Origin of the sequence: Streptomyces sp. NPDC056452, from assembly GCF_042796085.1 — a bacterium.
Classification (GTDB): domain Bacteria; phylum Actinomycetota; class Actinomycetes; order Streptomycetales; family Streptomycetaceae; genus Streptomyces.
This window is the reverse complement of the sequence record NZ_JBHTRI010000055.1, coordinates 1-24,449: the sequence shown is the minus strand read 5'-3', so window position 1 is coordinate 24,449 and position 24,449 is coordinate 1. Positions and strand designations below refer to the sequence as shown.

20 protein-coding genes are annotated in these 24,449 nt (G+C 70.4%); 4 read left to right on the top strand and 16 right to left on the bottom strand.

Features of this window, described 5'->3' with window-relative positions; genetic code table 11:
• Positions 1–70 precede the first annotated feature (70 nt).
• The 16 genes from ACFQ6X_RS34150 to rsmH form a co-directional block, all read right to left on the bottom strand.
• The gene (locus tag ACFQ6X_RS34150; protein ID WP_383187596.1) at positions 71–1,192 is read right to left on the bottom strand and encodes a DivIVA domain-containing protein; all 1,122 of its coding nucleotides are present in this window, start codon (positions 1,190–1,192) and stop codon (positions 71–73) included.
• 49 nt (positions 1,193–1,241) lie between these two features.
• Entirely contained in the window at positions 1,242–1,538 is a 297-nt protein-coding gene (locus ACFQ6X_RS34145; RefSeq protein WP_329212022.1) for a YggT family protein, read from the bottom strand.
• A gap of 89 nt (positions 1,539–1,627) precedes the next feature.
• Positions 1,628–2,239 carry a cell division protein SepF gene (locus ACFQ6X_RS34140; RefSeq protein WP_056784116.1) on the bottom strand — a complete coding sequence of 204 codons (612 nt, stop codon included), beginning with the start codon at positions 2,237–2,239 and terminating at the stop codon, positions 1,628–1,630.
• A 127-nt stretch (positions 2,240–2,366) separates the two neighbouring features.
• A complete protein-coding gene (locus ACFQ6X_RS34135; protein WP_329212018.1) occupies positions 2,367–3,086 on the bottom strand; it encodes a YggS family pyridoxal phosphate-dependent enzyme in 720 nt (239 codons plus the stop codon).
• A 6-nt stretch (positions 3,087–3,092) separates the two neighbouring features.
• Entirely contained in the window at positions 3,093–3,845 is a 753-nt protein-coding gene (gene pgeF, locus ACFQ6X_RS34130; RefSeq protein WP_383187593.1) for a peptidoglycan editing factor PgeF, read from the bottom strand.
• Positions 3,842–5,056 carry a cell division protein FtsZ gene (ftsZ, locus tag ACFQ6X_RS34125; RefSeq protein WP_383187590.1) on the bottom strand — a complete coding sequence of 405 codons (1,215 nt, stop codon included), beginning with the start codon at positions 5,054–5,056 and terminating at the stop codon, positions 3,842–3,844. Before ftsZ ends, pgeF begins: the two co-directional genes overlap by 4 nt.
• Positions 5,057–5,332: 276 nt before the next feature.
• Positions 5,333–6,127 carry a cell division protein FtsQ/DivIB gene (locus tag ACFQ6X_RS34120; RefSeq protein ID WP_383187588.1) on the bottom strand — a complete coding sequence of 265 codons (795 nt, stop codon included), beginning with the start codon at positions 6,125–6,127 and terminating at the stop codon, positions 5,333–5,335.
• A 49-nt stretch (positions 6,128–6,176) separates the two neighbouring features.
• Positions 6,177–7,271, bottom strand: coding sequence for an undecaprenyldiphospho-muramoylpentapeptide beta-N-acetylglucosaminyltransferase (murG, locus tag ACFQ6X_RS34115; protein ID WP_351176462.1), 1,095 nt, complete (start codon positions 7,269–7,271; stop codon positions 6,177–6,179).
• A gap of 6 nt (positions 7,272–7,277) precedes the next feature.
• Entirely contained in the window at positions 7,278–8,753 is a 1,476-nt protein-coding gene (gene ftsW / locus ACFQ6X_RS34110; RefSeq protein WP_383187585.1) for a putative lipid II flippase FtsW, read from the bottom strand.
• Positions 8,754–8,868: 115 nt separating this feature from the next.
• Complete coding sequence (murD, locus tag ACFQ6X_RS34105) at positions 8,869–10,302, bottom strand: UDP-N-acetylmuramoyl-L-alanine--D-glutamate ligase (protein ID WP_383187582.1); 1,434 nt, start codon at positions 10,300–10,302, stop codon at positions 8,869–8,871.
• Entirely contained in the window at positions 10,284–11,354 is a 1,071-nt protein-coding gene (gene mraY / locus ACFQ6X_RS34100; protein ID WP_329212005.1) for a phospho-N-acetylmuramoyl-pentapeptide-transferase, read from the bottom strand. The genes murD and mraY overlap by 19 nt, the downstream gene beginning before the upstream one ends.
• Positions 11,351–12,772 carry a UDP-N-acetylmuramoyl-tripeptide--D-alanyl-D-alanine ligase gene (gene murF, locus ACFQ6X_RS34095; RefSeq protein WP_383187579.1) on the bottom strand — a complete coding sequence of 474 codons (1,422 nt, stop codon included), beginning with the start codon at positions 12,770–12,772 and terminating at the stop codon, positions 11,351–11,353. Before murF ends, mraY begins: the two co-directional genes overlap by 4 nt.
• Positions 12,773–12,776: 4 nt before the next feature.
• On the bottom strand, positions 12,777–14,486 hold the full coding sequence (locus ACFQ6X_RS34090; RefSeq protein WP_383187576.1) for a UDP-N-acetylmuramoyl-L-alanyl-D-glutamate--2,6-diaminopimelate ligase: 1,710 nt from the start codon (positions 14,484–14,486) through the stop codon (positions 12,777–12,779).
• Between the two features lie 15 nt (positions 14,487–14,501).
• Positions 14,502–16,505, bottom strand: coding sequence for a peptidoglycan D,D-transpeptidase FtsI family protein (locus tag ACFQ6X_RS34085; RefSeq protein WP_383187574.1), 2,004 nt, complete (start codon positions 16,503–16,505; stop codon positions 14,502–14,504).
• Between the two features lie 4 nt (positions 16,506–16,509).
• Positions 16,510–17,055 carry a septum formation initiator family protein gene (locus tag ACFQ6X_RS34080; protein WP_383187571.1) on the bottom strand — a complete coding sequence of 182 codons (546 nt, stop codon included), beginning with the start codon at positions 17,053–17,055 and terminating at the stop codon, positions 16,510–16,512.
• Between the two features lie 49 nt (positions 17,056–17,104).
• On the bottom strand, positions 17,105–18,070 hold the full coding sequence (rsmH, locus tag ACFQ6X_RS34075) for a 16S rRNA (cytosine(1402)-N(4))-methyltransferase RsmH (protein WP_383187568.1): 966 nt from the start codon (positions 18,068–18,070) through the stop codon (positions 17,105–17,107).
• Between the two features lie 408 nt (positions 18,071–18,478).
• On the opposite strand from rsmH, the gene ACFQ6X_RS34070 reads away from it, so the two are divergent.
• The 4 genes from ACFQ6X_RS34070 to ACFQ6X_RS34055 all read left to right on the top strand — a co-directional run bounded on the left by ACFQ6X_RS34070 (position 18,479) and on the right by ACFQ6X_RS34055 (position 24,085).
• Positions 18,479–19,042 (top strand): beta-class carbonic anhydrase, encoded by a 564-nt coding sequence (locus ACFQ6X_RS34070; protein ID WP_383187566.1) that lies wholly within the window; start codon positions 18,479–18,481, stop codon positions 19,040–19,042.
• Positions 19,043–19,248: 206 nt separating this feature from the next.
• Positions 19,249–20,289: an AAA family ATPase gene (locus tag ACFQ6X_RS34065; protein WP_383187563.1), complete on the top strand. Its 1,041-nt coding sequence runs from the start codon at positions 19,249–19,251 to the stop codon at positions 20,287–20,289.
• Positions 20,289–21,668: a DUF58 domain-containing protein gene (locus ACFQ6X_RS34060; protein ID WP_383187561.1), complete on the top strand. Its 1,380-nt coding sequence runs from the start codon at positions 20,289–20,291 to the stop codon at positions 21,666–21,668. The genes ACFQ6X_RS34065 and ACFQ6X_RS34060 overlap by 1 nt, the downstream gene beginning before the upstream one ends.
• Entirely contained in the window at positions 21,665–24,085 is a 2,421-nt protein-coding gene (locus ACFQ6X_RS34055; protein WP_383187559.1) for a transglutaminaseTgpA domain-containing protein, read from the top strand. The genes ACFQ6X_RS34060 and ACFQ6X_RS34055 overlap by 4 nt, the downstream gene beginning before the upstream one ends.
• The last annotated feature ends 364 nt before the right edge of the window (positions 24,086–24,449 follow it).

Genomic DNA, 24,449 nt, shown 5'->3' with positions numbered 1-24,449 from the left:
GCCCCGGGAAGAATCCCGGGGCCCGGCCCTCAGCCTGCCGACGGCTACGCGCTCAGCGAGCGCAAACCGCTCAGTTGTCGTCCTCGTCGATCAGGAACCCGCGCATCGGCGACGGCGCCTGCTGCATCGGCTGCGGCGCCTGCGGGCGGACCGGAGCCATCGGCTGCGTCATCGCGGGCGACATCTGCTGCTGGCCACCGTACGAAGGGCCACCCATGGACGGGTTGCCGCCCATCTGCTGGTTGCCGTGCCCACCGTGGTTGCCACCCATGGTGTGACCCATGGCGCCCGCACCGGCCGGAGCCAGCGAGGCCGACGGCGGCAGCGAAGCGGCTGCCGGGGTCCGCGGCGGAGCCAGCGAATCGTCGGCCTGGGTCTCCAGCTGGCGCAGCTGGCTCTCCAGGTACGACTTCAGACGGGTCCGGTACTCGCGCTCGAAGCCACGCAGGTCCTCGACCTTGCGCTCGAGAGTCGCGCGGGCCGACTCGAGGGAGCCCATGGCCACGCGGTGCTTCTCCTGCGCGTCCCGCTCCAGCGCGTCCGCCTTGGCACGTGCGTCCCGCTCCAGGCCCTCGGCGCGGCTGCGCGCCTCGCCGACGATCTTGTTGGCCTCGGAACGGGCCTCCGCGATCGCCTGGTCGGCGGTCTGCTGAGCAAGGGAGAGGACACGGGCGGCACTGTCGCCACCGGGGCCCTGCTGCTGCATCTGCGGCGGCTGCATCTGCTGCATCTGCTGCATCTGCTGCTGCTGGGGGTGACCACCCATGGGACCGCCCATGGGGCCGCCCTGCATCGGGCCGGGGCCGTGCTGGCCCTGCGGACCGTGGCCGCCCTGGGGGCCGTGGCCGCTGGGACCGGCAGGCAGCTGCGGAGCTCCACCGGGCAGCTGGGGGGGACCCATCTGCGGGGGCTGCTGCTGCACCGGCGGGCCAGATATGGCGGCGGGTACGGGGGCACCGGGGCGGTCCTGCTGCTCCGGCGGCTTGCGCATACCCTGCTGCTGCTGGTTCTGCGCAGCCGCACGCGTGGCCGCGGCCAGCTTGGCGCGCAGGTCCTCGTTCTCACGGAGCAGACGAGTCAGTTCCGATTCGACCTCGTCGAGGAAGGCATCGACCTCGTCCTCGTCATAGCCTTCTCGGAGGCGGACGGTCGTGAACTGCTTGTTCCGCACGTCCTCGGGGGTCAGCGGCATCTCTTCTTCACCTCTACGTAGTCGTCGGCAGTCGGCAAGACCGTATCGTTCACACGCTGCTCGCAAGCTTGCCCACGATGCTGAGCAGGATGTAGACGATGATCATCAGAACGAAGAAGGACAGGTCAAGTGCCACGCCCCCGAGACGCAACGGTGGTATGAACCGCTTCAGAAGCTTCAGCGGTGGATCGGTGACAGTGTAAGTGCCCTCGAGAACGACCACCATCGCCTTGCCTGGGTGCCATGAACGTGCGAACTGGAAGACATAGTCCATGACCAGCCGGAAGATCAGCACGATGAGGAAACACATCAGCGCGATATAGACCACATCCAGTGCGACGCCCATGTCCCGCGCTTCCCTCTCCCCTGGCTTTCGTAGCTCCGGCCTCCCGGCCGGTCACCGGCCTGACGGCCGGTTGATCCCTGTTCGTGTTCTCAGCTCTGGTTGAAGAACCCGCCCTCTGCGATGCGGGCCTTGTCCTCCGCCGTGACATCGACGTTAGCAGGCGACAACAGGAACACCTTCTGCGTCACCCTTTCAATGCTGCCATGGAGTCCGAAGACGAGGCCTGCCGCAAAGTCGACAAGTCGCTTCGCATCCGTGTCGTCCATCTCCGTGAGGTTCATGATCACCGGAGTGCCCTCACGGAAGTGTTCCCCGATGGTACGGGCCTCGTTGTACGTCCTGGGGTGCAGCGTGGTGATGCGGTAGGGCTCCCGCTCGGACACAACCTTGGGCATGATCACCGGTGCGTTCTTCTCCATGTTCGGGCGGTCAGGTGTGATGGATGCCACGGGGGCGATTCGGGCGGGTCGTCCGCTTTCCGCCGGGAGCTGAACCGGCTCACGTTGCGCGGGCGGCTGTACCACTCGTACCGGTTCGTCCCGTTCCCGCTCCACCTGATGCGCGGGCTGGTGCCGCCTCCGGTCCCGCTCGGGCTCCGGTTCGGGTTCGAATTCGTCGTCGGGGTCGAACCCCGGACCGTCGTACCCATCGTCCTCCACGAGGCCGAGGTAGACCGCCATCTTGCGCATCGCGCCGGCCATGCTCCGAGTCCTCCGCTCTGTGGTGGATCGGCATTCGTGTCACCAAGTGCCCGAGATCCACTCCGGCCTGCCCGCTCAGAGCGGGAATGACCATATTTTCTGCTGTGGTCCGACTTGCTTCGCGACGTTACCCGAGCCGGGGTCGGACTCCGAGTACCGCCGTACCGACGCGTACATGTGTCGCTCCGGCCGCCACCGCGTCCTCGAGGTCCGCACTCATCCCTGCGGAGACCATGTTCGCAGCCGGATGGTTCCCGCGCAGGCGGGATGAGAATTCCATCAGCCGGTCGAACGCGGCCCGCTGCCGGCCCGCGTACGGTCCGGCGAGCGGGGCGACGGTCATCAGACCGCCCAGCCGGAGTCCCGGTGCCGCGTCCACCGCGGCGGCCAACTCCTCGATCGCGTCGGGTGCGACACCTCCCCGGTCACCGCGTTCGCCGCTCTCCGCGTCCAGGGCGACCTGGATGAGGCAGCCGAGCTCGCGGCCGCCCTTCACCGCCGCCGCCGAGAGCGCGGTCACCAGTTTGACCCGGTCCACCGACTGCACCACGTCGGCATAACCGGCCACGGAACGAACCTTGTTCGTCTGCAACTGCCCGACAAAGTGCCATGTGAGCGACAGATCCGCACAAGCAGTGGCTTTCGGTGCCGCGTCCTGATCACGGTTCTCGGCGACCTGCCGCACACCGAGTTCGTGCAGGATCCGCACATCGCTCGCGGGGTAGGTCTTGGTGACCACGATCAGGGTCACTTCCTCCCGCTTCCGGCCTGCCGCGGCGCAGGCGGAAACAATGCGTTCCTCCACCTGCGCCAGGTTTGCCGCGAGTTGAGACCTGCGATCCGTCATGTCCTATCAGTCCAACCAGACATATCCGGCGAGCCGCCCGGTGGTGCGGTCGCGGCGGTACGAGAAGTGGTCGCCGGATTCCAGGGTGCAGTGCGGCGAACTGTGGCGGTCGCTCACGCCGAGGGCGTCGAGCTGGGAGAGGACTCCCGCGGTGACGTCCACCGCCGGCGTCCCCCAGCCGGTCTCCGACCAGGAGGCGGGAACGGCCTGCGCGACCTCGGCGCGCATCTGCGCCGGGACCTCGTAGCACCGTCCGCAGACGGCCGGGCCGGTGCGGGCGACGATCCGGGACGGTTCGGCGCCGAGAGCGGTCATCGCCTCGACGGCGGCCGGCACGACACCCGCGACCAGACCGGGCCTGCCCGCGTGGACCGCGGCGATGACACCGGCGGCCGGATCGGCGAGCAGTACGGGTGTGCAGTCGGCGGTGAGCACCGCGAGCGGAAGTCCGCGCCGCGCTGTCACCACCGCGTCCACCGCGGGAATCTCGGCGGTGTCGCCCCAGGGCCCGTCGACGACGGCCACCTCGCGACCGTGGACCTGGTTCATCCAGACGACCTGCGCCGGGTCCAGACCGAGGGAACGGGCGGCGCGCTCGCGGTTCGCGCCGACGGCGGCGGGGTCGTCGCCGACCGCGCCGCCGAGGTTGAGCTCCTCGAACGGAGCGGCGCTCACTCCGCCCCACCTGTCGGTGAAGGCGAAATGGGCGCCGCCCGTCGAAGACACTGCGGTCTTCACCGCGTGGTGCGGTCCTATCACTTCAGGAAGTCCGGTACATCCAGCTCTTCGGCCTGGGTGTCCTGGTACGGACGGGCCGTCGGGACGTGCGGCGGGGAGACCGGCGGCAGCGAGCTCTCGTTCGCCACCGGTACCGGCTCGACCGGTGCCTGGGTCTCCTCGCGCGAGGGCACGGAGCCCAGTCCACCCGTCTGGCGTACCGGTTCGGTGGTCCTTGCCGGCGGCGCCGACTCCTCGCGCTTTCCGGCACCCGCTCCGAGAACCGTCTCGCGACGGGTCGGCGGCTGTCCGCCGTCGAAGCCCGCGGCGATGACGGTGACCCGCACCTCGTCGCCCAGGGCGTCGTCGATGACCGCACCGAAGATGATGTTCGCCTCCGGGTGGGCCGCCTCGCTCACCAGCTGCGCGGCCTCGTTGATCTCGAAGAGACCGAGGTCGCTGCCGCCGGAGATGGAGAGCAGGACACCGCGCGCACCGTCGATGGACGCCTCGAGGAGCGGCGAGGAGATCGCCATCTCCGCGGCGGCCACCGCGCGGTCGTCGCCGCGGGCCGATCCGATACCCATGAGCGCCGATCCGGCCTCGGACATGACCGACTTGACGTCGGCGAAGTCGAGGTTGATCAGACCCGGGGTGGTGATGAGGTCGGTGATGCCCTGGACGCCCGAGAGCAGTACCTGGTCGGCCGACTTGAACGCGTCGAGCACGCTGACCTGGCGGTCCGAGATGGACAGCAGTCGGTCGTTGGGAATGACGATGAGGGTGTCGACCTCTTCGCGGAGCTCGGCGATGCCGTCCTCCGCCTGGTTCGCGCGTCGCCGGCCCTCGAACGTGAACGGGCGGGTGACCACACCGATCGTCAGGGCGCCGAGCGAGCGGGCGATGTTGGCCACGACGGGTGCGCCGCCGGTGCCGGTGCCGCCGCCTTCTCCGGCGGTGACGAAGACCATGTCGGCCCCCTTGAGGACCTCCTCGATCTCCTCACGGTGGTCCTCTGCCGCCTTACGACCGACGGCCGGGTTCGCCCCGGCGCCGAGGCCACGGGTGAGTTCACGGCCGACGTCGAGCTTGACGTCGGCGTCGCTCATCAACAGTGCTTGCGCATCGGTGTTGATCGCGATGAACTCGACGCCCTTGAGACCGACCTCGATCATTCGGTTGATGGCATTGACACCACCGCCGCCGACACCGATGACCTTGATGACTGCGAGGTAGTTCTGCGGTGCTGCCACGTCGAAGGCCTCTCGCCTCGAGTTACGTGTCGTCGCTTCGCGGTAGTCCCGCCGCGACGACGGATGCCGATTGGGACGGTCCGAACGCCGACCCAAACCCTAACGTTGAAGTTTAGGGTTACCAGTGTGTCTGCTTCTTGGACTCTTCCGAACAGGACACTAAGTCGACAAGTGGCGCACGTTCAACGAACACGCCGAACCTCCCGTTTTTCTTTTCACCCTATGTGATCACCCGTAGCGCTGACCAACCAGGGTGCTGGCCAGGCCAAATGTGCGTCAACTCTTCGATACGGCCGGGGCGGTGGGTGCACTCACGTCGAAGTGCCCCGCTTTGGGCGCCGCTTTCATGAGTGCGGTGAGGACCCGCGCCTTCACGGGCCCTTCTTCGGCGCTACCCCACATCACCGTGCGCCCCCGGGTCAGCTCCAGGACGACGGAGTCGTACGACGCGATCCGTACGGCCTTCGTCTCCCCGGCCAGGTGCACCGGAAGGTCGCCCGCGACACGGACCCCCTCCCGCAACAGACGGTCACTGCCGAAACGGCGCAGGCTCGGCGACCGGTCAGGCTCCAGTTCCAGCAGGGGAACGCGCGGCGGCGCTTTGTCCACAGTTGCGAAGCGCACGCCTTTCGCGTCCACTTCAATGAACTTTGCGCCCTTTTTCACCAACAGAACCGGCTTCCGTTCCGTCACTTTAAGTCCGATGCCGTGTGGCCATGACCGTACGACATCCACCGAGTCGATACGAGGCAACTTCTGGCGCAACCTGTCCGCCATCGCGTCGGTGTCCACGGAAACCAGCGGAGCGCCGACCGGAGCCGCCGCCGCCGCCTCCACCTCGGACCGGCTCAGGACGTCCGTACCGGTGGTCGTCACCTGTTCCAACCGCAGCCAGGACGAGCCGTAGAGCACCCAGATTCCGCCTGCCGCGATCAGCGCCACGACAACTGCGGCCAGGACCAGTCGCGTACGGCCGGTCAGCCGCCGCCCCTCGGGGCGGATGTGCGGCGGGCGGGCCGGGGTGTCGGCACGCTTGGCTGCGCCGCGCTGGGCGGTCGTCGGTCCGGCCACGCTCGCTCCTTCACCGGACCCGGGGCACGCGCCCCGGGTCCGCACCGCCTCACGCCTTGCGACGTGCGGCAATCGCCTCGTACACCATGCCGACGAGCAGGTCGTCGGCGTCCCTTCGCCCGAACTCCGCGGCGGCACGGGACATCTCGTACAACCGGTGCGGATCCGACAGCACCGGAAGGACGTTGCCCTGCACCCACTCGGGGGTGAGCAGCGCGTCGTCCACCAGGAGGCCGCCGCCCGCGTTGACCACCGGCTGGGCGTTGAGCCGCTGTTCGCCGTTGCCGATCGGCAGCGGGACATAGGCGGCGGGCAGCCCGACGGCGGAGAGTTCGGCGACGGTCATCGCGCCCGCGCGGCAGAGCATCATGTCGGCCGCGGCGTACGCGAGGTCCATCCGGTCCACGTACGGTACCGGGATGTAGGGCGGCATCCCGGGCATGTTGTCGATGCGCGGCAATTCGTTCTTCGGGCCGACCACATGCAGGATCTGGATTCCGGACCGCTGGAGCAGCGGCGCGACCCGCTGGACCACCTCGTTGAGGTGGCGCGCGCCCTGCGAGCCGCCGGAGACCAGCAGCGTCGGCAGATTGGGGTCGAGACCGAAGGCCGCACGCGCCTCCGGGCGGACCCGGGCCCGGTCGAGGGTGGCAATGGTGCGCCGCAGCGGGATGCCGATGTAGCGGGCACCGCGCAGCTTGCTGTCGGGGGTGGAGACGGCGACCCCGTGCGCGTAGCGCGAACCGATCTTGTTGGCCAGGCCCGGCCGGGCGTTGGCCTCGTGGACGACGATCGGGACGCCTGCCCGCTTGGCGGCGAGGTAGCCGGGCAGCGCGACGTAGCCGCCGAAGCCGACCACGCAGTCGGCCTTGGTGCGTTCCAGGATCTGCTCGGCCGCCTTGATGGTGCCGCGCAGCCGCCCCGGGACGGTGATCAGCTCAGGTGTGGGCTTGCGCGGCAGCGGCACGGCAGGGATCAGTGCCAGCTCGTACCCCCGCTCGGGTACGAGCCTGGTCTCAAGTCCGCGTTCCGTGCCGAGGGCAGTGATTCCCACGGTCGGGTCCTGCCTGCGCAGGGCGTCTGCGAGGGCAAGCGCGGGCTCGATGTGGCCGGCGGTCCCCCCACCGGCGAGTACGACATGCACCGAAATTCACCGCTCTCCGGACGGACGCTTCGTGACGCGCCGTCTCATCGTCTTCCATCTCACCCCGGGCCTCCGCATGGCCAGGGCCGCTTTCGCGGCGGGTTCCTCTCGCGCGAACGCGATCAGCAGCCCGACAGCGAACATGGTCGGCAGCAGGGCCGAACCTCCGTAGGAGAACAGCGGCAGCGGGACACCGGCGATCGGCAACAGGCCGAGCACCGCACCGATGTTGATCACGGCCTGCGCCGTGATCCAGGTGGTCACGCCTCCCGCTGCGTACCTCACGAAGGGGTCCTCCGTGCGTCCGGCCACGCGGATACCCGCATAGCCTAGAGCCGCGAACAGGGCGAGCACCGACAGCGTCCCCGCCAGACCCAGTTCCTCCCCGGTGATGGCGAAGATGAAGTCCGTGTGCGGTTCGGGGAGTTGACCCCATTTTTCCACACTCGCACCCAGCCCGGAACCGAACCATCCGCCGGAGGCCAGGGCATAGATTCCGTGCACCGCCTGCCAGCAGGAGTCGCCGGGGCCCGGCTCGGAGGCACCGATGCAGCCGAGCCGTGACATCCGGTTGGGGCTGGTCTTGATCAGGACGAAGCCGATGAGCCCGGCGAAGGCGAGCACCCCGGCGAAGAGCCGGGTCGGAGCACCTGCCAGCCAGAGCAGGCCGAACAGGATCGCGGTGAGAATGATCGCAGTTCCCATGTCGCCGCCGAGCATGATCAGCCCGAGCAGCATGAAGGCGACGGGGACGAGCGGCACCAGCATGTGCTTCCACTGCGTCAGGAGCCGTTTGTCCTGTTTGCGGGCGATCAGGTCGGCGCCCCACAGGACGAGGGCGAGTTTGCCGAACTCGCTGGGCTGGAGCTGGAAGGGACCGCCCAGGTAGAGCCAGTTCTGGTTGCCGTTGACCGACATCCCTATCCCCGGAACCTGCACCAGCACCATCAGGAAGACGGATCCCATGAGGAGCGGGTAGGCCAGGGCCCGGTGCAGTTTGACGGGCATCCTGGAGGCCATCAGCAGCAGGCCGGCCCCGATGACGGCGGCGAGGAACTGCTTGCGGAAGAAGTAGGTGCCGGGTTTGGCGAGCTCCAGCGCCTTGATCATGGAGGCGGAGTAGACCATGACGAGCCCGAGAACCGTGATCAGCAGGCTGGAGCCGAGGATCAGGTAGTACGCGGTCAGGGGGCGGTCCCAGGCCCGCCGCGCCTGCTCGTACATCCGACGCACGGCGGCGAAGCGGGGCGGCCGGGACCCGGTGCCCGGGCCGGTGCCGCCGCTGCGGGGGACGGGGGGCCGCCTGGAGCCGACGGCCGGCCGGCTGCGCAGCGCGAGTCCGGGGGGCGGCGCGAGTCCGGAGGGCAGCCCGCTCCCACCGGCCGGCTGGGCGAGCAGGGGCGGGCTGAACGCCCGGCTGATCGCGGCGGTCACCCGTGAGCGGTCCGCTCCGCGCGGGGCTGGGCTCTCGTCGGCCGGCATTGTCGCTGTCCCCTCCACTGCTCGTGCCCGGGGCTGTTACCGGGGCGCCGGGGCCCGCGGCGGTGCCGCTCGTGCCCCGGGACTCCGGGACGGTACGACGCGGAGGCCGGGCCTGTCAGGCGCTCTCGGCGACGAGTTGGCGGACCGCGTCCGCGAACGCCTCGCCCCGCTTGTTGTAATTGACGAACATGTCCATCGAGGCGCAGGCCGGTGCCAGCAGTACGGTGTCGCCCGGCCGGGCGAGCCGTGCCGCTTCCCGGACCGCTTCGGACATCGCCCCAGTGTCGGTCCGGTCGAGGTCGACGACCGGTACCTCGGGGGCGTGTCGCGCCAGGGCTTCGCGGATCAGCGCCCGGTCGGCGCCCATCAGTACGACGCCCCTCAGGCGCTTGGCCGCACCGGTCACGAGCTCGTCGAACGTGGCGCCCTTGGCGAGGCCGCCGGCGATCCAGACGATCGGGTCGTAGGCGGCGAGGGAGGCTTCCGCGGCATGGGTGTTGGTCGCCTTGGAGTCGTCGATGTAGGTGACCTCGTCGACGTCCGCGATGTGCTCGATGCGGTGGGCGTCGGGGCGGAAGGCCCGCAGCCCGTCGCGTACGGCGGCGGGCTTCACGCCGAAGGCGCGGGCGAGGGCCGCGGCGGCCAGGGCGTTGGCGATGTTGTGCGGGGCCGGCGGGTTGACGTCGGAGACCTCGGCGAGCTCCTGTGCCTGCTTCTGGCGGTTGGCCACGAAGGCCCGGTCGACGAGGATGCCGTCCACGACGCCGAGTTGCGAGGGACCGGGCGTACCGAGGGTGAAGCCGATCGCCCGGCAGCCCTCCTCCACGTCGGCCTCGCGCACCAGGTCCTCGGTCGCAGAGTCCTGTGCGTTGTAGACGCAGGCGACGCGGTTGCCCTCGTAGATCCTGCCCTTGTCGGCGGCGTAGCCGGACATGGAGCCGTGCCAGTCGAGGTGGTCCGGGGCCAGGTTGAGCACGGCCGCGGAGTGGGCGCGCAGCGAGGGCGCCCAGTGCAGCTGGTAGCTGGAGAGTTCGACGGCGAGCACGTCGTACGTCTCCTCGCCGAGGACCGCGTCCAGGAGCGAGACGCCGATGTTGCCGACCGCGGCGGTGCGCAGCCCGGCCGCCTCCAGGATCGAGGCGAGCATCCGCACGGTCGTGGTCTTGCCGTTGGTTCCGGTGACCGCGAGCCAGGGTGCGGCATCGGGGCCCCGCAGCCGCCAGGCGAGTTCGACGTCGCCCCAGACGGGGACGTCCGCCTCGGCGGCTGCCAGGAAGAGCGGCTTGTCGGGCTTCCAGCCGGGGGCCGTGACGATGAGCTCGGTGGACTCGGGCAGGGTCGCCCCGTCGCCGAGGCGCACGGTGATGCCGAGCGCCTCCAGCTCCGCGGCCTGGGCGCGGGAGCGCTCGTCGTCGCCGTCGTTGACGACGGTGACCAGCGCCCCGCGCTCGTGCAGGGCGCGGGCGGCGGGGATTCCGCTGACGCCGAGTCCCGCGACGGTGACGTGCTTGCCCTGCCAGTCCGCGTTGCTCACTTCTTGGCTGCCCATCCTGCGTAGAAGAGGCCGAGTCCGACGATCACGCACATGCCCTGGATGATCCAGAAGCGGACCACGACAAGGACTTCGGACCACCCCTTGAGTTCGAAGTGGTGCTGGAGCGGTGCCATCCGGAAGACCCGCTTGCCGGTCATCTTGAACGAGCCGACCTGGATGACCACGGACATCGTGATCATCACGAAGAGGCCGCCGAGGATGGCGAGCAGGAACTCGGTGCGGGAGCAGATCGCGAGGCCCGCGAGCGCGCCGCCGAGAGCGAGCGAACCGGTGTCGCCCATGAAGATCTTCGCGGGCGAGGTGTTCCACCACAGGAAGCCGAAGCAGGCGCCCATGAGTGCCGAGGCGACGACCGCGAGGTCGAGTGGGTCGCGTACCTCGAAGCACGCTTCGGGGTTGGTCAGGGTGTTCGCGTTGGCGCAGGACTCCTGGAACTGCCACAGCCCGATGAAGGTGTACGCGCCGAAGACCATCACCGAGGCGCCGGTGGCCAGGCCGTCCAGACCGTCCGTCAGGTTCACGCCGTTGGACATGGCGAGAATCATGAACAGGGCCCAGACGCAGAACAGCACCGGTCCGATGGACCAGCCGAAGTCCTCGACGAACGAGAGCTTGGTGGATGCCGGGGTGTTGCCCCGGATGTCCGCGAACTGGAGGGAGAGCACCGCGAAGGAGATGCCGACGATCAGCTGGCCGGCCATCTTCGCCTTGGCCCGCAGACCCAGCGAACGCTGCTTGACGATCTTGATGTAGTCGTCGAGGAAGCCGACGAGGCCCATCCCCGCCATCAGGAAAAGGACGAGGACGCCGGAGAAGCGCATCTCCTCGCCGGTGATCACCTTCGCCAGGACGTACGCGATGATCGTCGCCAGGATGAAGGCGATACCACCCATGGTGGGCGTGCCCTGCTTGCTGCCGTGGGACCTGGGGCCGTCGTCCCGGATGAACTGCCCGTAGCCCTTGCGGGCCAGGAGCTTGATCAGCAGCGGAGTGCCGACCAGGGTCAGGAAGAGCCCTATGGCCCCTGCGAAGAGGATCTGCCTCATCGGACGGCGACCTCGCCCTCGGTCGCGTTCTCCAGCAGTGCCAGGGCGACCTTCTCCAGGCCGACCGACCGGGACGCCTTCACCAGCACGACGTCTCCCGGGCGCAGTTCACTGCGCAACAGGTCGACGGCCGCCTGTGCGTCGGACACGTGCACCGACTCCTCACCCCACGAACCCTCGTTATATGCGCCCAGTTGCAGCCAGGAGGCTTCTCTTCCTCCGACAGCGACGAGCTTGCTGACGTTGAGCCGGACGGCAAGCCGTCCGACAGCGTCGTGCTCGGCGAGCGACGCGTCGCCGAGCTCGGCCATCTGACCGAGCACCGCCCACGTACGTCCCCCTCCTGCCCGTGAGGCTCTGCCCATGGCAGCCAGCGCACGCAGTGCGGCTCTCATGGATTCGGGGTTCGCGTTGTAGGCGTCATTGACGACCGTCACACCGTCCGGACGCTCGGTGACCTCCATGCGCCAGCGGGAGAGGGTGCCCGCCCCGGAGAGCGCCTCGGCGATCTCAGTCACGGACATGCCCAACTCATGGGCGACGGCGGCCGCGGCGAGCGCGTTCGACACGTGGTGCTCACCGTACAGGCGCAAGGTCACGTCGCTGCACCCGGTGGGTGTGTGGAGCGCGAAAGCGGGGCGGCCGTCGTCCGTGAGCCGGACGTTCTCTCCCCGTACGTCCGCATCCGGGGCCTCTCCGAAGAGGATCACCCGCGCTTTTGTGCGGGCGGACATGGCCCGCACGAGCGGATCGTCGGCGTTGAGCACGGCGACGCCGTCCTCGGGGAGGCCCTCCACGAGCTCGCCCTTGGCCTGGGCGATCGCCTCCCGGCTGCCGAACTCGCCGAGGTGGGCGGTTCCCACGTTGAGGACCAGGCCGATCTTCGGCGGGGTGAGTTCGGCGAGGTAGCGGATGTGGCCGATCCCGCGGGCGCCCATCTCCAGGACGAGGTGGCGGGTCTCGGCGGTGGAGCGCAGCGCGGTGAGCGGCAGTCCGATCTCGTTGTTGAACGAGCCGAGGGTCCAGACGGTGGGTGCCTTGCGCTCGAGGAGCTGGGCGATCAGGTCCTTGGTGGACGTCTTTCCGGCCGAGCCGGTGAGCGCCACGACGGTCGTGCCGAGGCGCTCGACGACCGCGCGGGCGAGCGTGCCGAGCGCCGATACGACGTCGTCGACGACGATCGCCGGGACACCGACGGGGCGGGCGGCGAGCACGGCGACCGCGCCCGCCTCGACGGCGCGCTGCGCGTAGTCGTGCCCGTCGACCCGCTCGCCGGCGAACGCGGCGAACAGGGAGCCGTCCTCCACCTCTCGGGAGTCGATGACGACGGGGCCGGTGACGGTGAGGGTCCGGTCCGGTATGTCGTGCGGCTGCCCGCCGACGATTTCGGCGATCTCGGCGAGTGAAAGGGCGATCACTTGGTCATCCCTGACTGTTGTTCTCGTGGGTGTGTGCGGCGCCCGCGCGTCCCCTGGAGCGCTCGATGGCCTCGCGCAGGACCTGGCGGTCGTCGAAGGGGCGTACCACTCCGTGGATGTCCTGTCCCTGCTCGTGTCCCTTTCCGGCCACCAGTACGGTGTCGCCGGGTTCGGCGCGTGCCACCGCCGCGGCGATGGCGGCGGCGCGGTCCGCGTCGACGAGGACGTCGCCCCGTTCGTGGACGGGTACCTCGGCGGCGCCCGAGAGCATCGCGGCGAGGATGGCGAGGGGGTCCTCGGAACGCGGGTTGTCCGAGGTCAGCACGGCGGTGTCGGCGAGCCGGGCCGCCGCGGCACCCATCGGACCGCGTTTCGTCGTGTCACGGTCGCCGCCGCAGCCGAGCACGATGTGCACCCTGCCCTCGGTGACCTTCTGCAGGGAGCGCAGGACGGATTCGACGGCGTCGGTCTTGTGCGCGTAGTCGACGACGGCGAGGTACGGCTGTCCGGCGTCGACGCGTTCCAGCCGCCCGGGGACACCGGGGACCGCCGCGACACCGTCGGCGGCGATCTGCGGGTCGACGCCCGCGACGGCCAGGGTGACGATCGCGGCGAGGGTGTTGGCGACGTTGAACGGGCCGGGCAGCGGGGCCTTCGCGGTGATCTGCTCGCCCTTGGGGCCGATCACGGTGAAGGTGCTGCTCTGCGGGCCGACTTCGACGTCCTTGGCACGCCAGTCCGCGTCCGGGTGGCCCTCGGCGGAGAAGGTGACGACGGGGACGGTCGCCTCCGTGACCAGCCTGCGGCCGTACTCGTCGTCGAAGTTGACCACGCCGAGCTTGCTGCGCTGCGGTGTGAACAGCCTCGCCTTGGCCTGGAAGTAGTCCTCCATCCCGGAGTGGAACTCCATGTGCTCCGGGCTGAGGTTGTTGAACACGGCCACGTCGAAGACACAGCCGTCGACCCGCCCGAGCACCAGGGCGTGGCTGGAGACCTCCATGGCGACCGCCTCGACACCGCGTTCGCGCATGACGGCGAACAGCGCCTGGAGATCGGTGGCTTCCGGGGTGGTGCGTTCGGACTTGATGCGTTCGTCGCCGATGCGCATCTCGACCGTGCCGATGAGACCCGTACTGCGTCCGGCGCCGCGCAGGCCCCCCTCGACCAGGTAGGCCGTGGTGGTCTTGCCGGATGTCCCGGTGATGCCGATCTGGAGGAGACCGACGCCGGGCCGGCCGTAGATCTCGGCGGCGATGTCGCCCATCCGGCCGCGCGGGTCCTCGGTGACCAGGACCGGGATGCCGGTGGCGGCGGCGCGCTCGGCGCCCGCCGGGTCGGTGAGGATCGCGGCGGCACCGAGGCCTGCGGCCTGGGCGGCGAAGTCGGCGCCGTGGAAGCGGGCGCCGGGCAGAGCCGCGTACACGTCCCCGGGGCGCACGGCCCGTGAGTCGTGGGTGATTCCGGTGACCTCACCGGAATCCTGCGGTCCGGCGCCGAGCCGGGCTGCCAGCTCTCCGAGGGAAGTCGGCCGGAGCCGGTCCGGTCGGGGCGCTCCCGGATAGTTCACAGGCGCGTCCTTCTGAGTGGTTTGGAACTGATCGGCGTGGGGCACGGCGGTGAGCGTACCGGGCGGACCCGGCCTCTCGCGAAGCGAGGGCCCGGGTTTGCGGTACTTCTCGTTCCGGTTCCGGGGATCCGGGGTGATGGTCGTCACTGAGGCATTTCCGAGTCACTCGCCGGGCTTGAAGGACACCGGCAGCCTGGCGGGACCGCTGCCGGACGGTGCGGTCTGGAGGGTCTTCAGCGCGAACTCCATGACCTTCTTGTAGATCGGACCGCAGATCTGGCCGCCGAAGTAGCTGCCCTTGGTGGGGTTCTGGATGGCGCAGTAGACGGTGACCTGCGGGTCGTCGGCGGGGGCGAAGCCCGCGAAGGACGCCGTGTAGCCCTTGTAGATGCCGCGCACAGGATCCACACGGTTGGCCGTACCGGTCTTGCCCGCGACCCGGTAGCCCGGGATGTGAGCCTTGGTTCCGGTGCCCTCACGGTCGTCGACCACGGACTCGAGCATGTTCGCCAGGGCCTTCGCCGTCTTCTCGCTGACCACCCGGGTCCGTTCGGGCGCGGTCCCCGCGCTGTAGCGGCCGTCCGCGCCCTTGGTCCCGCGGACGAGGGTCGGCTCGATCCTGACCCCGCCGTTGGCGATCGTCTGGTACACCGACGCGGCCTGCATGGCGTTGAGCGAGAGGCCCTGGCCGAACGGGATCGTGTACTGCTGCGAGGTGGACCAGTCCTGCGGCTTGGCGAGGATGCCCGGCGACTCGCCCGGGTAGTCGAGACCCGTGGTGCTGCCGATGCCGAATTTGCGCAGGTACGAGTGGAGGACCTTGTTGGCCTCCGTCTGTGTCCTGCCGAGCTGCCCGGTGGCCAGAATCGTGCCGATGTTGCTCGACTTGGCGAGGACGCCGTTGAGCGTGAGGTACCAGGTGGGGTGGTCGATGTCGTCCCTGAACAGCCGGTCCCCCCGGTGCAGCCGGTTGGGGACGGTGACATGGGTACCGGGTGTCGCGGCGCCCTCCTCCAGTACCGCGGCCATGGACATGACCTTGCTGGTGGAGCCGGGCTCGTACACGTCCTGGAGCGCCGCGTTGCCGAGGGCCGCCGAGTTGACCTGCGAGAGGTCGTTCGGGTCGTAGCCGGGGGCGTTGGCCATGGCCAGGACCTCGCCGGTCCTCGTGTTCTGGACGATCACATAGCCGCGGTCCGCCTTGGACTTCTTCACCTGGTCGGCGATGGCCCGCTGGGCGGCCCACTGGATGTCGCGGTCGATCGTCAGCTCGATGTCGGTGCCCGCGACGGCCGGAATCTCCTTGGTCCCCGCGGTCGGTACGGGGCGGCCGCCGGCCTGGGCGTACCGGATCTTGCCGTTCTCGCCCTCGAGCTGTCCGTTCAGCTGGGCCTCCAGACCGCCGCCGCCCTTGCCCTCGGCGTTGACGAATCCCAGTATCCCGGCGGCGAGATCGCCGTTCGGGTAGACCCGCCTGGTGGTCGGCTCCTGGAGGACTCCGGCGAGTACGTTCGCTCCCGTGCCGCCGTCGGCCCTGTCCTTCGCCGCCTTCTCGGCGAACACGGACTTGAGGTCCTTGATCTGCTTCCAGACCTGCGGGGTCTGCCGGCGGGCCAGCACCGTGTAGCGGCTCTTGGGGGCCGAGAGCTTCTTCGTCAGCTCCGCGACGTCCTTGCCGAGGATCGGGGCGAGCAGGGCCGCCGCCTGCTCCGGCGCGTCCGGGGCCTTGCTGTCCTCGGGGGTGAACAGCTTGGGATCGGCCGTGATGTCGTGCGCGTCAACGCTGGTTGCCAGGGCGATGCCGCTGCGGTCGGTGATCTCACCGCGCTCGGCGGCGATCGTGTACTCGAGATAGCGGTTCTTCTCGGCCTTGGCCGAGTACGTGCCGGCGTCGACCGCCTGTACCTGGAGCAGCCGGACGACGAACGCCAGCATGACGAGCGTCAGGCAGAGGCTGATCAGGCGCAGCCGCGGGCGCGGGCTGCCGAGGCGGATGGACTGCGGGGAGCCGCCGCGCGAAGTCCTTCCCCGCGGGCGCCGCGACGGCGGGCGCGGGCGCCCGGCCCCGGGACGGGCGGCGGGCCGGGGACGGCCGCCTCCGCCTGCCGCGTTACGGGGGCGCGCGGGGCCGGGCACACGGCGGCGCGGCGGTTCCTTGGACGGCACTGCGTCACCTGCCGGAGCTCGTCGGGGGCAAAGTCGTGGAAGTCGCGGACGGCGCGGGGGTGGCTGCGGAACCGGAGGGCGACGGGGGTACGGAACCCGACGGCGAGGCGGCCGCCGGGGGCGCGCCCGCGTTGCCCGGCGTGCTGGCGTCCGGTTTCGGGGCCGCGGCGGGGGACGGCTCAGCGGTGACGCGCTCCGGAACGCCGCGGATGGTGCCGTCCGGGTTCAGGAACGCGGGGCTGCCGCCGGGCACCATCCCGAGTTCCCGGGCGCGCCGTTCCAGCGCGTCCGGCTCCGAGTAGCTGTCGACGTCGCGCTGCAGGGCCTGCTGCTCATCGGTGAGATCGGTGGTCTCCCGCTTCAGCTTGCTCAGCCTGAACGATCCTTCGTTGAGCGCCGAGTTCAGCAGGAGCAGCGAGATCAGGCCACCGGTGAGGAGCAGCACGACCAGCAGGACGAAGGGAGTGCGGGCCGCCGTACTCGGGCCCGACGGCATCAGCCGGGCGAGCCTCCCCGCCCGCCCCTTCATCTGCTCGGCCGCCTTGGTCACCTCAGTTCCCCAGCCTTCCCCTGTGTCTCCTCGGCCCGGCGCTGCGCGCTCATCGCTCCTCCGCGCGGATCCGCTGGGCGCCGCGCAACCGGGCGGGGGCGGCCCGCCGGTTCTCGGCGACCTCCTCCTCGGTGGGCAGCTCCGCGCCGCGGGTCAGCAGCTTCAGCCGGGGCTGGTAGCGCTCGGGGACGACGGGCAGACCGGGCGGCGCCGTGTTGGCCGCGCCGGCCGCGAAGACCTGCTTGACCAGCCGGTCCTCCAGCGAGTGGTACGAGAGGACGGCGATGCGACCGTCGACCGCGAGGCTCCCCACGGCTGCCGGAATGGCCCTCTCCAGGACGGTGAGCTCACCGTTGACCTCGATGCGCAGTGCCTGGAAGGTGCGCTTGGCCGGATTGCCTCCGGTGCGCTTGGCGGCCTGGGGCAGCGAGTCGCGGATGAGCTCCACCAGGCGGGCGCTGTTGGTGAAGGGTTCCTTCTCGCGCTCGCGCACGACCGCGGAGACGATCCGCTTGGCCTGCTTCTCCTCCCCGTACGCGCGGAGGATCCGTACGAGCTCGCCCGGCGCGTAGGTGTTGAGCACCTCGGCCGCGCCGATGCCGGTCGTCTGGTCCATGCGCATGTCGAGCGGGGCGTCCTGGGCGTACGCGAATCCGCGGTCCGCCTCGTCCAGTTGCATGGAGGAGACACCGAGGTCGAACAGCACGCCCTGGACCTTGGGGATCCCCAGCCGGTCGAGCACCTCGGGCAGCTCGTCGTAGACGGCGTGGACGAGCGTGGCCCGGTCGCCGTACGGGGCGAGGCGCTCGCCGGAGAGCCGCAGCGCCTCCTTGTCGCGGTCCAGCGCGATCAGCCGGACCGTCGGGAAGGCGGCGAGCAGGGCCTCGCTGTGCCCGCCGAGTCCGAGGGTGCAGTCCACGACCACCGGTGGCTGCGGTCCTGTCACCTCCAGAGCCGGGGCCAACAGGTCCAGGCACCGCTGGAGCATCACCGGGACATGTCGGGTCTGGCTCAATGCGCCCTCTCAGGCTCAGTCCCGTGTGGCTGCACGTGCGGTCTGGTCCCCGCCCGCTCGGAAGGGGAGGCCCGCCGGCGCCGGGGAAGGGGCGTCGGCCGACCGGCGAGCGGGAGAGGGCCGGGCCGCATGTACGCCGCACATCACGGGGAATTCGAAACGTGCTGAAATATGCAGAATGCGCAGGCGTGTCGGTAACTTCGCGTCACTTTAGTCCACCCTGCCATTCGATCGATTCACGATCAACGAACCGGACAGCGCGTCGCACCGCCCTCTGCGGACCCGGGACTCACCCGTGCGGGTGCAGGACTGTGAGGTCTGTGGATTACCTCACAACAAGTCTCGTTGACGTTCTTTGTCCCCTTCCACAGCACGCCGATGGCGACCGTGACAGCTAACGTCGTATCCATGTCGACTTCCGCGCAGTCTTCCGCCGAGCCCATTGCTTCCACGACCGGGTCGGCCCGTTCGGGCGGTACGGTCACCGACCGGCTGGTCGAAGCGAACACCCGTTATGCGGACGAGTTCAGCGATCCCGGCATGGACGCGCGACCGGTGCTCCACGTCGCCGTCGTCGCCTGCATGGACGCCCGCCTCGACCTCCACAAGGCGCTGGGCCTGGAGCTCGGCGACTGCCACACCATCCGCAACGCGGGCGGTGTGGTCACGGACGACGTCATCCGGTCGCTGACCATCAGCCAGCGGGCGCTCGGCACCCGCAGCGTCATACTCATCCACCACACGAACTGCGGCCTCGAATCCCTCACCGAGGACTTCCGGCAGGAGCTGGAGCACGAGGTCGGGCAGCGGCCGGTCTGGGCGGTGGAGGCCTACAAGGACGCCGACCAGGACGTACGGCAGTCGATGCAGCGCGTGCGCACCTCGCCGTTCCTCCTGCACACGGACGACATCCGGGGGTTCGTCTTCGACGTGACCACCGGTCTGCTCCGCGAGATCCTTCCCGCCTCCTGAAGCTCCGACCCCGGCCCACCCATCGACATACGGGCCACACCCGACATATCGCGCCCACTTATCCACAGGCGAGTGACACGAAGCGGTAACGGCAACAAGAATGCGGGTGTGACACCTCTCCGGGTCTTCCGGGGGGTGTCCGTATTTCGGGGCGGGCCGGACAGCTTTGTGTGTCGGCCCTTGCACAAGGGGCCGAGGAGGGCCGGGTGACGACCTATGACGATCGAGCGAGCCTCACAGATCTGACCACCACAGCGGAGCAGGTGCGCAGGTCGGTGGAAGGTGTGATCGAGGGCAAGCCTGAGGTCGTACGGCTTTCGCTGACCGTATTGCTCGCGGAGGGACACCTCCTGATCGAAGACGTGCCCGGGGTCGGCAAGACGATGCTGGCCAAGGCGCTGGCGCGTTCCATCGACTGCTCGGTGCGGCGTATCCAGTTCACGCCCGACCTGCTGCCTTCGGACATCACCGGGGTGTCGATCTTCGATCAGCAGCGACGGGACTTCGAGTTCAAGCCGGGCGCGATCTTCGCCCAGATCGTGATCGGCGACGAGATCAACCGCGCGTCGCCCAAGACCCAGTCCGCGCTGCTGGAGTCGATGGAGGAACGCCAGGTCACGATCGACGGCCAGACCTACGAACTGCCCAACCCGTTCATGGTGGTGGCCACCCAGAACCCGGTGGAGATGGAAGGCACCTATCCGCTGCCCGAGGCGCAGCGCGACCGGTTCATGGCCAGGGTGTCGATCGGCTACCCCAGCCCGGAGGCCGAGCTCCAGATGCTGGACGTGCACGGCGGGGTCTCGCCGCTGGACGACCTGCAGCCGGTGGCGCACGCCCACGACATCGTGAAGCTGATCGACGCGGTGCGCACGGTCCATGTGGCCGATTCCGTACGCCGGTACGCGGTGGACCTGGTCGGGGCCACCCGTCAGCACCCGGATCTCAGACTGGGGGCATCGCCCCGCGCGACCCTGCACCTCCTGCGTGCGGCCAAGGCCTCGGCGGCCCTCAGCGGGCGTGAGTACGCCCTGCCGGACGACGTCCAGGCCCTCGCGGTGGCCGTGCTCGCGCACCGGCTGCTGCCCACGGCCCAGGCTCAACTCAACCGCCGCACGGCGGAGCAGGTCGTGCTGGAGATCCTGCAGCGCATCCCCGTGCCGACGTCCGGTGCCGTCCCGGCGGCGCCGCAGCACCAGCCCGGCCGCCCGGTCTACGGCCAGCAGCCCGGCGTACGGCGGCTGTGATGGCGGCCGGGGTTCCCGGTCCCGTGGACGACGGCGACAACAAGGGCAGCCTGCGCGCGGCTCTGAACGGTCTGACGACGCGGGGGCGGTCCTTCCTGGCCGCCGGTGTCGCCGCCGCGGTCTGCGCCTACGTACTGGGCCAGGGTGACCTGCTGCGGGTCGGGCTGCTGCTGGCGGTGCTGCCGCTGGTCTGCGTGACGGTGCTCTGCCGCACCCACTACCGGGTCGCGGGCAGCCGACGGCTGGCGCCGTCCCGGGTGCCCACGGGTTCGGAGGCCAGGGTCCACCTGCGGATGGACAATCTGTCCCGGCTGCCCACGGGCCTGCTGATGCTCCAGGACCAGGTGCCGTACGTGCTGGGCCCCCGGCCCCGGTTCGTACTCGACCGGGTGGAGGCGGACGGCAAGCGCGAGGTGTCCTACCGGGTCCGGTCCGATCTGCGCGGACGCTATCCGCTCGGTCCGCTGCAGCTGCGGCTCAGCGACCCGTTCGGGATGTGCGAGCTGACCCGTTCCTTCAGCGCGTACGACACCCTCGTCGTCATACCGCGCACGGAGGCCCTTCCGACGCTGCGGCTGGCGGGCGAGGCCTCCGGGTACGGCGAGGGCCGTCAGCGTTCACTGGCGCTGGCCGGTGAGGACGACATCATTCCCCGCGGCTACCGGCACGGGGACGATCTGCGGCGGGTCCACTGGCGCTCGACCGCGCGCTACGGCGAGCTGATGGTGCGCCGCGAGGAACAGCCGCAGCGGGCCAGGTGCACGGTCCTGCTGGACACCCGGCGGATCGCGTACCGGGGGTCCGGTCCGGACTCCGCCTTCGAGTGGGCGGTGTCGGCGGCGGCCTCCTCGCTGGTGCACATGCTGGAGCGCGGCTTCGCCGTACGCCTGCTGACGGACGACGGCAGTTCCGTGCCGGGCGAGGGCTCCGACGGATTCGCCGGGGCGACCCAGGGGTCCGCGGACTCGGCGGGTCTGATGATGGACACCCTCGCGGTCGTCGACCACTCCGACGGGGGTGGCCTGTCCCGCGCCTACGACGTGCTGCGCGGGGGCAACGAGGGACTTCTGCTGGCGTTCTTCGGCGATCTGGACGAGGAGCAGACGGCGGTGGCCGCCCGGATGCGGCAACGCAGCGGCGCCGCTGTCGCGTTCGTGCTGGACAGTGCGGAGTGGGTGCGCGGCGCGGACCTGGACGACGTGTCCCCCGCCCCGGCCGACGACCGCCTGCGGCTGCTGCGCGAGGCGGGCTGGACGGCGGTGGCGGTGCCGGCCGGGTCCGAGTTCTCCCGGCTGTGGCAGCAGGCGGGCCGGCAGGACTCCGCCCCGCATCCGGCAGCGGCCGGCGGATCGACAGGGTTCTCTGGGGGATGGTCATGAGCGGTCGGACGCGGCTGACGCTGTGCGCCTTTGTGGCGACGCTGATGGCGGCGGGGGCTCTGCTGCCGCTGGTGGAGACGGCGAAGTGGCTCGTCCAGGCCGCCTTCCTGCTGGGGATCCAGAGCGGTGTGGGCGCGCTCGCACGCCGGGTGCCGCTCGCACGGATTCTGACGGTCTCCGCGCAGTTGCTGGTCACGCTGATGCTGCTGACGATGGCGTTCGCCTCGGAGCAGGCGCTGTTCGGTCTGCTGCCCGGGCCCGAGGCCGTGCAGCGGCTGGCGGACCTGCTGACGGCGGGCGCCGATGATGTCGGCCGGTACGCCATTCCCGCTCCGGCGTCGGACGGCATCCGGCTGATGCTGATCGGCGGCGTGCTGCTGATCGGGCTCGCCGTGGACGCTCTCGCGGTGACCTTCCGTACCGCCGCGCCGGCCGGGCTGCCGCTGCTGGCGCTCTACTCGGTCGCGGCGGGGCTCAGCGACGGAGGAGCGGGCTGGCTCTGGTTCCTGCTCGCCGCGTGCGGCTATCTGCTCCTTCTGCTGGCGGAGGGCCGCGACCGGCTGGCCCAGTGGGGGCGGGTCTTCAGCGGTACGTCCAGCTCGTCGGGCGGTCTGGCGGCCGGGCTGGAAGGGCCTTCGGGCCCTCGGGCGCCGGTCCGCACGGGGCGTCGCATCGGTGCGGTGACACTGGGCATCGCCCTGGTGGTCCCCGCGGCGCTGCCCGCTCTGGACGGCGGGCTGCTGGGCGGCACGGGCGGCGGTACGGGCAAGGGCACCGGCGGGGGCACGATCTCCGCGGTCAACCCGCTGGTCTCGCTGCAGAACAACCTGAACCAGCCGGAGAACCGGCAGGTGATGTCGTACCGCACCAACTCGGGGAACCCCGAAGACTTCTATCTGCGCATCCAGGCCCTGGACCAGTTCAACGGGAGCGAGTGGCGGCCTTCGACCCGCCGTCTGAAGGATGTGCCGGACCGGTTGCCGCAGCCGGCCGGGCTGGGCTCCGACGTGACCGTGACGGAGATCCGGACGAACATCTCCGCTTCGGGCTCGTACCAGCAGACGTATCTGCCGCTCCCCTATCCGGCGAGCGAGGTGGACATCAGAGGCCGCTGGCGGTTCGAACCCGAGGGGCGCACCCTCGTCGGGGACGACGGCCAGACGACGCGCGGCGTCCGGTACGAGGTGAGCAGTCTGCTCGTGCAGCCGACGGCCGACCAGCTCGCCGGGGCACTCGCTCCGCGTTCGGACCTGGCGCGTGAGTACACCCGGGTTCCCGGCTCGCTGCCCGACGTGGTCCTGAAGACCGCCGAACGGGTGACGAAGGGGTCGGCCAACGACTACGAGCGGGCCGTCAAGCTCCAGGACTGGTTCGCGTCGGGGGGTGGCTTCCGCTACGACACGACGGTGACGTCGGGGACCGGCACGGCGGCGATCGAGAGGTTCCTCAAGGACAAGGAAGGCTTCTGCGTCCACTTCTCGTTCACGATGGCCGCGATGGCCAGGACGCTGGGCATTCCGGCCCGGGTCGCGGTGGGCTTCACGCCCGGCACGGTCCAGGCCGACGGTTCCGTATCGGTCGGGCTGCGTGACGCGCACGCCTGGCCGGAGCTGTATTTCGAGGGCGTGGGCTGGACCCGCTTCGAGCCGACGCCGTCCCGGGGCACCACCCCCTCGTACACCCGGCAGGACGTTTCCCCGGATGACACGAACGATCCGGCGCTGCCCTCCGCGGGTGCCTCCGCCGCGCCCACGGCCGCTCCGTCCGCCTCGGAATCGTGCCCGGCGCAGATGCGCCGTCAGGGTGAGTGCGGTGCGTCGGCGGCTCCCGGTGCGCTGGACTCCGCCGATCCGGGGACCCCTGCGGGAACCGTGGCGCTGGTGGTGCTGGGCGCTCTCCTGGTGCTCGTGATCCCGTTCCTGCCGATGGTCTGGCGTCTACGGGCCCGTGCACGGCGGCTGGGTTCCTCCGGGGGCCGTACGCCTGCGGATGCCACGGCCAGAGTCATGGCCGCGTGGCGGGAGCTCACGGACACGGCCTGGGACCACGGCATCGAACCCGACGAGTCGCAGACCCCGCGCAAGGCCGCTGCCCGCCTCGTACGGCTGGGGAAGCTCAACGGCACGGCCGCGGCCGCTGCCCACCGGGTGGCGGGCGCGGTGGAACAGGTGCTGTACGCGCCCGAGCCCCTGGCAGCAGCCGGTTCGGCCGAGGACGTCCTGGCCGTGCAGGCGGGGCTGCGGGCCTCGGCCGGGCGCCTGGGTCGGCTGCGCGCGACGGTCGCACCACGTTCGGCCGTTCGGGTGATCTGGGCGGTTTCGGAACGCCGCGCGGCCTTCCGCCGACGGTGGATGGACCGTCCGGTCCGCGAGGGCTGGGCCGCCCGTCTGCGCCGACCCTCCCGCCAGCAGGGCTGACCCCCGGGCGCCCGGGCGAGGACCGGCGGGCGCCCGGGGCCGAGAACCGGCTGCGCGGGTCCAGAACCGGCGGGAGCAGGGGGCCTGGGACCGGTCCCCGGCGGGGGCCGGGAGCCTGCGGGGGCCAGGGGCGGACCCGGATCCGGAGCCGGCCGGGGCCGGAGGCCAGACCGGGCGCCTGCGGGACCAGGACAGGGCCCGGGCGCCCGGGGCGGCGCATGGCAGCGCAGACGACGAGTGAGGGGCGGCCGCCGAGAAGCGGCGCCCCCCCCCACAAGATTGCAGCCGCCACGTTAGGGGGTTTACGGGGCGCGCAGGGGCGGGGCGGGCGCCCCCCGGCCCCACCGGGGGTTGGAGGGCCCGG